General features: G+C 73.3%; 7 protein-coding genes and 1 pseudogene. 6 read left to right on the top strand and 2 right to left on the bottom strand.

What is annotated here, in order from left to right; translation table 11 throughout:
- Nucleotides 1–127: 127 nt before the first annotated feature.
- From SCWH03_RS29925 to SCWH03_RS18330, 5 genes and pseudogenes are all read left to right on the top strand, one after another.
- Nucleotides 128–289: pseudogene (locus SCWH03_RS29925) on the top strand (transketolase-like TK C-terminal-containing protein); the annotation flags it as partial.
- Between the two features lie 61 nt (nt 290–350).
- Nucleotides 351–1,382: a phosphogluconate dehydrogenase (NAD(+)-dependent, decarboxylating) gene (gene gnd / locus SCWH03_RS18345; protein WP_173265336.1), complete on the top strand. Its 1,032-nt coding sequence runs from the start codon at nt 351–353 to the stop codon at nt 1,380–1,382.
- A 3-nt stretch (nt 1,383–1,385) separates the two neighbouring features.
- Nucleotides 1,386–2,837 carry a glucose-6-phosphate dehydrogenase gene (gene zwf / locus SCWH03_RS18340; RefSeq protein ID WP_173265335.1) on the top strand — a complete coding sequence of 484 codons (1,452 nt, stop codon included), beginning with the start codon at nt 1,386–1,388 and terminating at the stop codon, nt 2,835–2,837.
- Nucleotides 2,838–3,175: 338 nt separating this feature from the next.
- A complete protein-coding gene (locus SCWH03_RS18335; protein ID WP_173265334.1) occupies nt 3,176–3,919 on the top strand; it encodes an HAD family hydrolase in 744 nt (247 codons plus the stop codon).
- Nucleotides 3,916–6,312, top strand: a complete 2,397-nt coding sequence (locus tag SCWH03_RS18330; protein WP_173265333.1) for a glycoside hydrolase family 65 protein — start codon at nt 3,916–3,918, stop codon at nt 6,310–6,312. The genes SCWH03_RS18335 and SCWH03_RS18330 overlap by 4 nt, the downstream gene beginning before the upstream one ends.
- 66 nt (nt 6,313–6,378) lie before the next feature.
- Here the strand turns inward: SCWH03_RS18330 and treY are convergent, their stop codons facing one another.
- Complete coding sequence (treY, locus tag SCWH03_RS18325) at nt 6,379–8,694, bottom strand: malto-oligosyltrehalose synthase (protein WP_173265332.1); 2,316 nt, start codon at nt 8,692–8,694, stop codon at nt 6,379–6,381.
- Nucleotides 8,695–8,978: 284 nt separating this feature from the next.
- Nucleotides 8,979–11,099 carry a glycogen debranching protein GlgX gene (glgX, locus tag SCWH03_RS18320; protein WP_173265331.1) on the bottom strand — a complete coding sequence of 707 codons (2,121 nt, stop codon included), beginning with the start codon at nt 11,097–11,099 and terminating at the stop codon, nt 8,979–8,981.
- Between the two features lie 956 nt (nt 11,100–12,055).
- Between glgX and SCWH03_RS18315 the strand changes: the two genes are divergently transcribed.
- Entirely contained in the window at nt 12,056–13,300 is a 1,245-nt protein-coding gene (locus SCWH03_RS18315; RefSeq protein WP_173265330.1) for a DUF5919 domain-containing protein, read from the top strand.
- Nucleotides 13,301–13,453 lie beyond the last annotated feature (153 nt).

Below are 13,453 nucleotides of genomic sequence, written 5' to 3'. Positions count from 1 at the left end.
CGCGCCGCTGAAGCAGCTGCTCGGAAAGTTCGGGTTCACCGCCCAGCGGGTTGCGGAGGCGGCCCGGGGAGTGCTGGCGGCCGGACCGGGGGCGGCGCCGTGAGGGGCCGCCGCGGGGCAGTCCCGCTGGGACCGGTATGTCGACGACCGGGGGGCTCTGGTCGGTATGCACACGTTTGGTGCTTCCGCGCCGCTGAAGCAGCTGCTCGGAAAGTTCGGGTTCACCGCCCAGCGGGTTGCGGAGGCGGCCCGGGGAGTGCTGGCGGCCGGACCGGGGGCGGCGCCGTGAGGGGCCGCCGCGGGGCAGTCCCGCAGACCCTCCGCACCCACCGAGAACGGGGAGATCGACCATGACCACGGACACGCCCATGCAGCTCGGCATGGTCGGACTCGGCCGGATGGGCGCCAACCTGGTGCGCCGGCTGATGCGCGACGGCCACCGCTGCGTCGTCTACGACCTGGACACCGACGCCGTCGACGAGATGGAGCAGGAAGGGGCGACCGCCGCCTCCTCGCTCCACGACCTGGCCGACCGGCTGGAACAGCCGAGGAACGTCTGGCTGATGCTGCCCGCCGGCGTCGTCCAGCCGACCCTGGACCAGCTGGCCACCCTGCTCGCGGCCGGCGACGCCGTCGTCGACGGCGGGAACTCCTACTACCGCGACGACATCGCCCGCGCCGGGCAGCTCGCCCCCGCCGGCATCCACTACGTCGACTGCGGCACCTCCGGCGGAGTGTGGGGCCTCGAACGCGGCTACTGCCTGATGATCGGCGGCGAGGACGAGCCCGTGGCGCGGCTGGACCCGATCTTCCGCAGCATCGCCCCGGGCACCGGCGACGCGGCCCCCACCCCCGGCAGGACCCGCACCGACGGGACAGCGCCCGAGGGCTATCTGCACTGCGGACCCAGCGGGGCCGGCCACTTCGTGAAGATGGTCCACAACGGTGTCGAGTACGGGATGATGGCGGCCATCGGCGAAGGGCTCGGCATCATCAAGCACGCCGACGCCGGGCTGCGTTCCCGCACGGTCGACGCCGAGACGGCTCCGCTGCGCGAGCCGGAGGCGTACCAGTACGAGATCGACGTGGCCGAGGTCGCCGAGGTGTGGCGGCGCGGCTCGGTCGTCGGCTCCTGGCTGGTCGACCTCGTCGCCGACGCCCTCGCCCGCTCGCCCGGGCTCGACGCCTACACGGGGCGGGTCTCCGACTCCGGCGAGGGCCGCTGGACGGTCCTGGCGGCGGTCGACGAGAGCGTGCCGGCGCCCGTCATCACCAGCGCCCTCTTCGAGCGCTACCAGTCGCGCGAGCTGGGGCGGTTCACCGGCCAGGTGCTGTCCGCGATGCGCGGCGAGTTCGGCGGGCACGCCGAGAAGGCGGGGTGACCCGTGACCCGCGCAGTCCGCCCGGCACACCGCGGCGCCGTCCCGGACGACCACGTCATCGTGCTGTTCGGCGCCACCGGAGACCTCGCCCGGCGCAAACTGCTGCCGGGGCTCTTCCACCTCGCCAAGGCCGGGCTGCTGCCCGGCCGCTACCGGATCGTCGGCTCCGCCCCCGCCCGTGAGGCGCTCGGCGACGACGCGTTCCGCGAACGTGCGCGGGAGTCGGTCGCCGAGTTCGGCAGGTCCGGGCCCGAGGGCAGGGCATGGCAGACGTTCGAGGAGGCGCTGTCCTTCGGCGCCGCCGACCCCGAGGACCCCGGGCCCCTGCTGGCGGCGGTGCGCGACGCCGAGCGGGCCGTGGGCGGCGGGGTGCGCCGGCTGTTCCACCTCGCCGTGCCGCCGAAGGCCTTCGCGTCCGTCATCGAGATGCTCGGCGCGACGGGTCTCGCCGAGGGCGCGCGCGTCATCGTGGAGAAGCCGTTCGGCACGGACCTGTCCTCCGCGCGGGCCCTCAACGCGACCCTCCACGCCGTCTTCGACGAGTCGCGGGTCTTCCGCATCGACCACTTCCTCGGCAAGGAGTCGGTCGACAACATCCTGGCGCTCAGGTTCGCCAACGGCCTGCTGGAGCCGGTGTGGAACCGCGAGCACATCAGCCATGTGCAGATCGACGTGCCGGAGAAGATCGGTATCGAGGGCCGCGCCCGGTTCTTCGAGGGCACCGGCACCTTCCGGGACATGATCGTCACCCATCTCTTCCAGCTGCTGGCCTTCGTGGCGATGGAACCGCCCACCGCGCTCGCCGCCAAGCGCCTGCGCGACGAGAAGGAGAAGGTGTTCCAGTCCGTGCGGCCGCTGGACCCGGCGCACGTGGTGCGCGGCCAGTACGAGGGCTACCGCGGCGAACCGGGCGTCGACCCCCGTTCGGACACCGAGACCTTCGTCGCGCTGCGCGTCGAACTCGACAACTGGCGCTGGGCGGGCGTGCCGTTCTATCTGCGCTCCGGCAAGTCGCTCGCGGAGGGGCGGCACGTGGTGACGCTCGGCTTCCGGGAGCCCGCCCTGCGGATGTTCGCGCTGCCCTCGCCGCACCGCCACCGCACCGACGAGCTGGTGATCGACTTCGCCGACCCGGGCAGGATCGCCGCCCGCCTGCTGGTCAAGGAGCCCGGGCCCGCGATGCGGCTGAGCGAGGCCGAGATGGTCTTCAGCTACGCCGAGTCCTTCAACACCATGTACGCGCTGGAGGGGTACGAGCGCCTGATCCTGGACGCGATGCTCGGCGACCAGTCCCTGTTCACCCGCTCCGACGGCATCGAACGGCTCTGGGAGGTGTCCACCCCGCTGCTGGAGAACCCGCCGCCGGTGGAGCCCTACGCGCCCGGCTCCTGGGGGCCGCAGAGCATCGGCCGCCTAGTCGCCCCGTACCGCTGGAGCCTGCCGGACGGCGGATGACGTGGACGGAGGCCGGTGGCCGGTGGCCGGAGGCCGCAGGACCGCGGCCCGTGTCCGCTCCCGGGGGACGCGGCCGCCCGACCGTGCCCGGATCTTCCCGGGAGGCCGGGGGTCCCGCGGGTGCCGGCCCCGGGGCGGGGGGTGATCCCGGGGGGCCCGGCCCGGTCCCGCGGGAGCCGGGCGCCAGGGTCCCGGCCCGCTCCGCGGGTGCCGGGCAGGTACCCCGGCCCGCGGGCTGCTCCGGATGGCACCCGGCGCGTCATCCCCACGGGGTACGCGCGTGCGGCGGGCGTACGCGCCCGCCTCCGCGGCCCCCGGCGCCTCCTAGCCTCGACCGCATGCTGGGGCTACCCGATCATGTGCGCACCTGTCTGTTCGACCTCGACGGCGTCCTCACCCGTACGGCGGAGGTCCACGCCGCGGCCTGGAAGGAGATGTTCGACGACTTCCTGCGCGGGCGCGCCGACCGCGAAGGCACCGAGTTCGTGCCGTTCGACGCCGTCCGCGACTACGACGAGTACGTCGACGGCCGGCCGCGCGAGGACGGCGTCCGCACCTTCCTCGCCTCCCGCGGTGTCGAACTGCCCGACGGGGCGCCCGGCGACCCGCCGGAGCGGGAGACGGTGGGCGGCCTGGGCGGCCGCAAGAACGCCCTGGTGCTGCGCCGGATCAGGGAGGACGGCGTGGAGGCGTACGAGGGCTCCGTCGCCTATGTGCACGCCGTCCGCGAGGCGGGGCTGCGCACCGCCGTCGTCTCCTCCAGCGCCAACTGCCGGGACGTGCTCGCCGCCGCCGGTATCGAGGACCTGTTCGACGAACGGGTCGACGGGGTCGTCGCCCGGGAGCAGCGGCTCCACGGCAAGCCCGCGCCCGACACCTATCTGGCCGCGGCCCGCGCCCTCGGCGTCCCGCCCGGGGAGGCGGCCGTGTTCGAGGACGCGCTCGCCGGGGTGGAGGCGGGCCGCGCCGGGAACTTCGGCCTGGTCGTGGGCGTCGACCGCACCGGGCAGGCGGGGGAACTGCGGCGGCACGGGGCGGACGTGGTGGTGGACGACCTGGCCGAACTGATGGAGTCGCGATGATCAGCCAATCCGCCTATACGGTCGAACCGTGGCGCCTGCGCGAGACCGGGCTCGACCTCGATGTCCTCGCCCAGAGCGAGTCGGTCTTCGCCCTCGCCAACGGGCACATCGGCTGGCGCGGCAACCTCGACGAGGGCGAGCCGCACGGGCTGCCCGGCTCCTACCTCAACGGCGTCCACGAACTCCATCCGCTGCCGTACGCCGAAGCCGGATACGGCTACCCGGAGTCCGGCGAGACGATGATCAACGTCACCGACGGCAAGATCATCCGGCTGCTGGTGGACGACCACCCCTTCGACCTGCGCTACGGCGAACTCGGCTGCCACGAGCGGGTACTGGACTTCCGTACCGGTGTGCTGCACCGCACGGCGGAGTGGACCTCCCCGGGCGGCCGCACCGTCCGCATCACCTCCGAACGGCTCGTGTCGCTCACCCAGCGCGCCATCGCCGCGATCGCCTACGAGGTCGAGCCGCTGGACGGGCCCGCCCATGTGGCCGTCCAGTCCGAGCTGGTCGCCAACGAGCAGATGCCGCACGAACCCGGCGACCCGCGGGTCGCCGCTGCCGTCGACACGCCGCTGGAGCCGGAGGAGCACTCCGCCCGGGGCACCGGGCTGCGGCTGGTGCACCGCACCCGGCGCAGCGGCCAGCGGGTGGCGGCCGCGGCCGACCACGTCGTCGAGGGCCCGGAGGGGACGGACTGGTCCGCGGAGAGCGAACCGGACGTCAGCCGGCTCACCGTCACCGCGACGCTGAAGCGGGGCGAACGGCTGAGACTGGTGAAGTTCGTCGGGTACGGGTGGTCGGCCGAGAGGTCGCTGCCGGCCATGCACGACCAGGCCGACGCTGCGATCGCCGCCGCCCGCAGCACGGGATGGAAGGGGCTGCTCGCCGAACAGAAGACGTTCCTCGACCACTTCTGGTCCTGTGCCGACGTCGAGGTGGAAGGCGACGCGCAGATCCAGCAGGCGGTGCGCTTCTCCCTCTTCCATGTGCTCCAGGCGGCCGCCCGCAGCGAGGAGCGGGCCATTCCCGCCAAGGGGCTGACCGGCACCGGCTACGACGGGCACTCGTTCTGGGACGTGGAGTCGTTCGTGCTGCCGATGCTGACCTTCACCGCCCCCCGGGCCGTCGCCCCGGTGCTGCGCTGGCGGCACGCGACCCTGCCCGCGGCACGCGACCGGGCCCACACGCTGGGGCTGGCCGGAGCGGCCTTCCCCTGGCGGACCATCAGCGGAGCCGAGTGCTCCGCCTACTGGCCCGCCGGGACGGCCGCCTTCCACGTCAACGCGGACATCGCGCGGGCCGTGGCGCGCTATGTGGCGGCCACCGGGGACGAGGAGTTCGAGCGAGGGCCGGGACTGGAACTGCTGGTGCACACGGCACGGCTGTGGCGTTCGCTCGGCCACCACGACCCGCAGGGCGTCTTCCATATCGACGGGGTGACCGGCCCCGACGAGTACAGCGCCATCGCCCGCGACAACCTCTACACCAACCTGATGGCGCGGTGGAACCTGATGGCCGCGGCGGAGGCGGTGGCCCGGCATCCCGACCGGGCCGAGGAACTCGGCGTCGGGGAGGAGGAGGCCGCGGCGTGGCGGGACGCCGCCGCCCGGACGGCCGTGCCGTACAACGAGGACCTCGGCGTGCACGAGCAGTCGGCCGGGTTCACCACCTTCCAGCACTGGGACTTCGCGAGCACCCCGGCCGACCGGTACCCGCTGCTGCTGCACTTCCCCTACTTCGACCTCTACCGCAAGCAGGTCGTCAAACAGGCCGACCTGGTCCTCGCCATGGTGACCTGCCCGGACGACTTCACGGCGGAGGAGAAGGCCCGCAACTTCGCCTACTACGAGGCGCTGACGGTGCGCGACTCGTCACTGTCGGCGTGCTGCCAGGCCGTCATGGCCGCGGAGACCGGGCATATGCGGCTCGCCTACGCCTATCTGGGCGAGGCGGCGCTGATGGACCTGGCGAACCTGGAGCACAACACCCGCGACGGCCTGCACATCGCCTCCCTCGCCGGCACCTGGATGGCCCTGGTCGCCGGGCTCGGCGGTATGCGCCAGCACGAGGACGAGGACGGGGTGCGCCGGCTGGGCTTCGCCCCCAGGCTGCCCGAGGCGCTGTCCGGCCTGCGGTTCACCGTGCTGGTACGAGGGCGCCGGCTGCGGGTGGACATCCGCCCGCACACCGTCCGCTACACCCTGGAGGAGGGCGAGCCGCTGCAGATCCTGCACCACGGCGAGCCGGTGGGGCTCTCCGCCGGGCCGCCCGCGGAACTCCCCGTCCCACCGCTGCCGGCGCTGCCCGAGCCGCAGCAGCCGGCGGGCCGCCGCCCGGCCGACCGGGCGCTGTCCGTTCCGGTCGCCGACGACGGCGCGGACGCCTGACCCACGCCGCTCTTCATCGCCTCGGCGCACCCCTCGCGGCACCGCTCATCCTGCTCACGCTCGTCGTCAGCCGCCGTCCGCGCGCTCCAGCAGCGCCACCGGGCCCGCGGCGAACAGCTCCACCAGGGGCACGGGCCCGCCGCCCGCGAACGCACGGCCCGGAGCGAGCAGATCCGTCCACCGCCCGGCCGGGAGCGGCAGTGAGGTGTCCCGCCAGCCGCCCGACTCCTCCAGCCGCAGTGCCAGCCGGGTCACCGCCGTGATCACCTCGCCCGAGCGGGCGAACGCCAGGCAGTGCCCGGCCGCGGGCCCCTCCGCCGCCAGTGGAGCGTAGGCACCCGCCTCGCCGAAGACCTCCGGGCGCCGTCGGCGCAGGCCCAGTGCCGCCCTCGTGAGCACCGTCTTCCGGTCCTCGCCCCGCTCCCGGAACGGCCGCCGGTTGTCCGGGTCGACCAGCGCGAGGTACTCGCCCTCCGTACCCTGGTACAGGTCGGGCACCCCGGGCATCGTCAGATGGACGAGCGCGGCGCCGAGCGAGTTGGCCCGCGCATAGGGGGCGAGCTCCCGGGTGAACAGGGCCACCCGGTGCACGGCGTCCCCGGCGGGCCCCGCCTCCACGAACTCCCGCACGGCCCGCTCGTACCCCTCGTCCGGCTCGGTCCAGCCGGTGTTCAGCCCCGCCTCCCGCGCCGACTTCAGCAGCGCAGGACCCAGCCGCCGCGGATCGGGCACGCCGAAACCCGTCGCCGTCTGCCATGCCGTCCAGGCGAAGTGGCGGTCCTGCGCCGGGGCCCCGTCCAGACGCGTCAGCAGCCGCTCCCACCGCTCCGGGCACTGGGACAGCACCGCGATCCGCGCCCGGACGTCCGCGCTGCGCTTGGTGTCGTGCGTGGAGAGCACCGTGCCCGTGGCCGGCCAGTCCCGGGCGATCCTGCCGCAGTAGGCGTGGAACTCCTCCGGGGCCACCGCGGGCCGGCCCGGTTCGCCGCCCACCTCGTTGGCCGACAGCAGCGGCACATAGCGGTAGAAGGCCGTGTCCTCCACCGACTTCGCCCGCAGCGCCGACGACGTCTGCGCGAACCGCGCCCGGAACGCCCGCTGCTCCGGGCCGTCCCCGAGCCGGCCGAGCGCCAGGTCCCGGACCACGTCGACCGCGTCGCCCTCGCGGGCCACCGCGAACGCCGCCCTCGCCCGCAGCGCCGCGTCCGCGGTCACCACCGACTCACCGCCCGTGCGGTAGGGCCGGTAGACGGGCACCCGCACCAGCAGTTCGCGGATCGCGGTGCGCAGCGCCCAGGGAGCGTGGTCGCGCAGCGCCGGGTCACCGGCGCAGACCCGTCCGGCCAGCCGAGCCAGGGCCTCGGTCTCGGCCGCCAGCTCCTGCGTCACCACCGTGCGGGCGGCGCGCCGTACCGTCGCCCCCCAGGAGCCGCCGCGGTCCCCCGCGGGGGCGGCGTGGCCCCGGTACTGCCGCAGCAGCTCACCGGCCCCGTCCGGGTCGGTGAACAGCCCGTCGATCCGGTACAGCGCGTCGTAGCCGGTGGTGCCGGCCACCGGCCAGGAGGCCGGCAGCCGCTCGTCGCCGGTGAGGATCTTCTCCACGACGGTCCAGCAGCCGCCGGTCGCCTCGTTCAGCCGCAGCAGATAGCCCTCCGGGTCGGCCAGTCCGTCCGGGTGGTCGATCCGCAGGCCCTCGACGACTCCGTCCCGTACCAGCTCCAGGATCTTGGCATGGGTGGCGCTGAAGACCTCCGGGTCCTCCACCCGGAGGCCGATCAGATCGGAGATGGTGAAGAACCGGCGGTAGTTCAGCTCGGTACGGGCCAGCCGCCACCAGCCGAGCCGGTACCACTGGGCGTCCAGCAGCTCGGGCAGCGGCAGCTCCTCCGTCCCCTCCCGCAGCGGGAACACATGGTCGCCGTAGCGGAGCGTCCGCCCCGCCACCCGCAGCACGCCGAGCTCCTCGCCCAGCCGGTCGCCGAGCACGGGCATCAGCACCTTGCCGCCGCCCGCGTCCCAGTCGATGTCGAACCAGCGGGCGAACGGCGACCCGGGCCCCTCCCGCAGCACCTCCCGGAGGGCCCGGTTGTACCGGGGGGCCGCGGCCATGTGGTTGGGCACGATGTCGAGCACCAGACCGAGGCCGTGCCCGTGCGCGGTACGGGCCAGCGCCCGGAGTCCCTCCTCGCCGCCGAGCTCCTCCCGCACCCGGTCGTGGTCGACGACGTCGTACCCGTGCGCGGAGCCGGGCACCGCCTCCAGGACGGGGGAGAGGTGCAGATGGGAGACACCGAGGCCGGCGAGGTAGGGGACCGCCTCCTCGGCGGCCCGGAAGGGGAAGTCCGGTTGCAGCTGGAGCCGGTATGTGGCGGTGGGCGTCATGCGAACGTACGTACCCGGATCGGCGCCCTCTGCTTCATCGGCCGCCGTACCGGCGGCGGCCACCGGCCGAACGTTCACCTGATACGGCGAAGGCGGTCCGGGCCGGGGGAGGGGCCGGGGCGGGACGTGCTCCGTGGGGCCGTCCGCTCGGGACGATCCGGGACTCCCGGGTAGCGGCGCATCACGAGGTCCGCAGACGGCCGCCTGCCGCCCGCCGCCTGCTGCCTGCCGCCCGCCGCGCACCGCGGCCCGCGGGCGGCCGGTGCATGCGCCGGACCCGTGCCCTACGCGGGCCGGCGCAGCACCGTCAGGCTGCGGCTGACCATCCTGATCCGCTCGCCCGCGTCCACCTTCGGCCCCTGCCCCGGGGGGACGCCCTCGGGCCGGGCGGTGTCGACCACGACCTGCCACTGCAGTCCGTGGTCGACCGGAACGGCGAAGTCCAGGTCCTCGTCGCTCGCGTTGAACATCAGCAGGAACGAGTCGTCGGAGATCCGCTCGCCGCGCGGCCCCGGCTCGGAGATGGCGTGGCCGTTGAGGAAGACGGTCAGGGTTCTGGCATGGGCGGCCTGCCAGTCCCGGGACGTCATCTCCCCGCCCTCCGGTGTGAACCAGGCGATGTCGGAGAGTTCGTCGTGCGTGCCCTCCACCGGCCTGCCGTGGAAGAAGCGCCGCCGCCGGAACACCTGGTGGTCACGGCGCAGCCGCACCATCGCCCGGGTGAACGCGAGCAGTGTGCCGTCCTGGTCGGCCGTCGACTCCGGCCAGCGCACCCACGTCAGCTCGTTGTCCTGGCAGTACGCGTTGTTGTTGCCCCGCTGGGTGCGGGCGAACTCGTCGCCGTGGCTGAGCATCGGCACGCCCTGGGACAGCATCAGCGTCGCGATGAAGTTGCGCATCTGGCGGTTGCGCAGCTCCCGGACCCCACCGTCCTCCGCCTCGCCTTCCGCGCCGCAGTTCCAGGAGCGGTTGTGGCTCTCCCCGTCCCGGTTGCCCTCTCCGTTGGCCTCGTTGTGCTTCTCGTTGTACGAGACCAGGTCGTGCAGGGTGAAACCGTCGTGGCAGGTGACGAAGTTGACGGAGGCGAGAGGGCGCCGGCCGTCGTCCTGGTACAGGTCGGAGGAGCCGGTGAGCCGGGACGCGAACTCGGCGAGGGTGCGCGGCTCCCCGCGCCACAGATCCCGAACGGTGTCCCGGTACTTGCCGTTCCACTCGGTCCACAGCGGTGGGAACTTGCCGACCTGGTAGCCGCCCTCGCCGACGTCCCACGGCTCGGCGATCAGCTTGACCTGGCTGACCACGGGGTCCTGCTGGACCAGGTCGAAGAACGACGACAGCCGGTCCACCTCGTGGAACTGCCGTGCGAGCGTCGCCGCGAGGTCGAAGCGGAAGCCGTCGACGTGCATCTCGGTCACCCAGTACCGCAGCGAGTCCATGATCAGCTGGAGCACGTGGGGTGAGCGCATCAGCATCGAGTTGCCGGTGCCGGTCGTGTCCATGTAATACCGGCGGTCCTCGGTGAGCCGGTAGTACGACGCGTTGTCGATACCGCGGAACGAGAGCGTCGGGCCGAGATGGTTCCCCTCGGCGGTGTGGTTGTAGACGACGTCGAGGATGACCTCGATGCCCGCCTCGTGCAGCGCCCGCACGGCGGACTTGAACTCCAGGACCTGCTGGCCCCGGTCGCCCCAGGAGGCGTAGCTGTTGTGCGGGGCGAAGAACCCGATGGTGTTGTAGCCCCAGTAGTTGTCCAGGCCCGCGTCGACCAGCCGGTGGTCGCTGACGAACTGGTGCACCGGCATCAACTCCAGCGCTGTGACGCCCAGTTCCGAAAGGTGCGAGATCACCTCGGGGTGGGCGAGCCCCGCGTAGGTCCCGCGCAGTTCCTCCGGCAGCGCGGGGTGGAGCATCGTCAGGCCCTTGACATGGGCCTCGTAGATGACCGTGCGGTGGTAGTCGGTGCGCGGCGGGCGGTCATCACCCCAGTCGAAGTACGGGTTGACGACGACCGAGGCCATCGTGTGCGGCGCGGAGTCCAGGTCGTTGCGCGAGTCCGGTCTGCCGAAGTGGTAGCCGTAGACCGCCTCCCCCCAGTCGATACGTCCGCTCATCGCCCGTGCGTACGGGTCGAGGAGCAGTTTCGCGGAGTTGCACCGCTGCCCGTGCTCGGGCTCGTACGGGCCGTGCACCCGGAAGCCGTACCGCTGTCCGGGCATCACGCCCGGCAGGTAGGCGTGGCGCACGAACGCGTCGGTCTCGCGGAGCTCGACCGCGGTCTCGGAGCCGTCGTCGTGGAGCAGACACAGCTCGATTCGGTGGGCGGCCTCTGAGTAGACCGCGAAGTTGGTGCCGGCGCCGTCGTATGTGGCACCGAGTGGATACGCCTGTCCCGGCCAGACCTGCATAGATAAGACTCTTCCACTTCTGATCCGGGTTCGGGGGACCTCTTCGGCCAGATCCTCCCCGAAAGTCGCGCAACCTCCTAGGACTCACCGCCGTCCTACCGGGTGACCGCGGCCGGTAAGGGGGGAGGCGCGGGCCGGTAGCGGACGGTGCAAGGCGGTAAGGGGCGGGTGGCGGGGGTGGCGGGGGCGCGGGCCGGCATGGAGCGGCAAGGGCCCGTAAAAGGACGGTGAGGGTTCCGCGGGGCGTCGAAAGCGGATCCAACCGGGACGGAAGGGGCGTGGGTGCTTCGGGCGCGCATGCGCCGCCCGCGGGGAGGCCGCCGGGGGGTGCCGCCATTGCGGTGACCGGGACGGTCCGGCGGCGGCCGGACCGTCCCGTGACCGATCCGGCGCGGGCTGCCCGCCTCTGCGGGGCCACGATGCGGCGGAAGCCCGGCCCGGCGGGAGCCTTCCGTGCCCTCGCGTCACGCGGCCGTGCCGTTACGGGGCCGAGGTGGGGACCGGGCCGCGCCGGTGCCGCCGCCGATCGCACCATCGGGAGGCCGGGGAAGGCCGGGAGGTCGGGGAAGGCCGGGAACCGCGCCTGCGAGCTGTTCGCCATGACGCGGCACCCCGGCCGGGGACCGCATGTCTCCGACCCCCGCGGCGCGCCCGTCAACGACGAGCCGCTTGTTTACCCGGACGGGCGGGCCCCCGTCCGCTTCCACCGCGTCGCACGGGAAGAGGGCCGGCGGACGGCATCCGCCGGCCGTCCATGGGCAGGGCCTTCCGCTCCCAGCCAGGGGCGTCGCGGCGATGAAGCCGCTCGTCCGGGCGGCTCCCGCCGACCGGAACGGTGCTCCGATGTGCGGGAGTTGGACGAGGAGCCGGTGGATCCTGCTGCACCGTGTCCCGCTCCCGGAGTACCCTTCCTTGATCGTTGAAGACGGTGTGCGGGAGCAGAAGGCGGTGCACGGGTGAGCTCCGGAGGACTTGAGCTACCCCCAGGTGACACAGGTCACGAAGGGGACTCCTCCGATGCGCAGCCGGGCGCGGTTTCCCTCGCCCGGCCGGTGGACACGGGGTCCGAGATCGGGCCCGAACTGGCCTGGAGCGCGGACGCCTGGAGCGAGGTGCGCACCCGCGCCCAGCGGGCGGGGCGCGCGTACGTCTGGCTGAATCTGGTCGAACAGCGTTTGCGTGCCGTCGTGGCCGCGGTGCTGAGACCCGTCTACGAACCCGTGCACGGCGAGGAGTGGGTCGTCGCCGCGGCCGGCCCGGCCGGTCAGGAGTGGGTGCAGCGGGCCGTCGCGGTGCGGGAGGTCAGCCGCCGCAAGGGCTACCTCCTGGACCCCGCCGACGACAACGTCCTCAGCTTCCTCACCCTGCCCCAGCTGAGGGAGTTGATGGTCCAGCACTGGCCGTGCTTCGAACCGTACTTCGACGACCGGCGCGACGTGGAGCTGACGCTGGACGAACTGGAGGTCGCGCGCAACGTCGTCTCCCGCAACCGGGCACTCAACGAGACGGTGCTGGCCCAGGCGGAACGGGCCTCGGTGCGGCTGCTGGAGATCCTCGGCAGCGGCGCCGGCGTTCCGTCCGCCGACCGGCTCCCGGTGGACGCGGTCGAGGACCTCGTGGGAGACCGCTACGCGGACGTGGTCTCGATCCACCCCGACCGGGTGCGGCTGCAGCGGCAGCTTCCTGCGGAGGACCTGTTCGGGGGCGCCCGGCGCATCGACGCCGTCGGCATAGGCCTCAATCTCCTGGTGCAGAACTTCTCCGGAAGGCGGCTGGTGCGGCTGGCGGAGTCCGGCTGCCGGGTCCGGCTGCTCTTCCTCAACCCGGCCAGCAGCGCGGTCAAGCGTCGCGAGCGTGAACTCGGTCTGCGGAAGGGGGAGCTGAGCCGCGCGGTGGAGATGAACATCCTGCACATGCGGCGGGTTCGGTCACGGCTCCGAGACCAGGGCGCGTTCGAGATCCACGTCTTCGACGAGACGCCGCGCTTCACCGCCTATCTCGTCGACGGCGACGGGTCGGACGGGCTCGCCGTCGTCCAGTCCTACCTCCGCCGGGCGCGCGGCATGGAGGCGCCGGTGCTGGTCCTGCGCGGCGGCGGCCGGACGGTGGTGAGAGCGGGCGAGGACGCCGAGCACGGGCTGTTCCAGACCTACCGCGAGGAGTTCGAGTCGGTATGGGGCGACTCCCGCCCGGTGTCGTGAACCGCCTGGTGCCGTGGCCCGCCGGTGTCGTGAACCGCCGGGTGCCGTCGACCGGCCGGCCCCGGGGCCGGCCGCTGGTCGGGATCGGGCGGGCCGGTGATGTGAGCCGCCCGTGGCCCTGGGCAGACCGGGGCCGGGGCAGACCGGGGCCGG

The sequence above is a fragment of the Streptomyces pacificus genome (assembly GCF_011766325.1).
Classification (GTDB): Bacteria; Actinomycetota; Actinomycetes; order Streptomycetales; family Streptomycetaceae; genus Streptomyces; species Streptomyces pacificus.
Note: the sequence above shows the minus strand (reverse complement) of the source record. Positions and strands in the feature narration are given on the sequence as shown.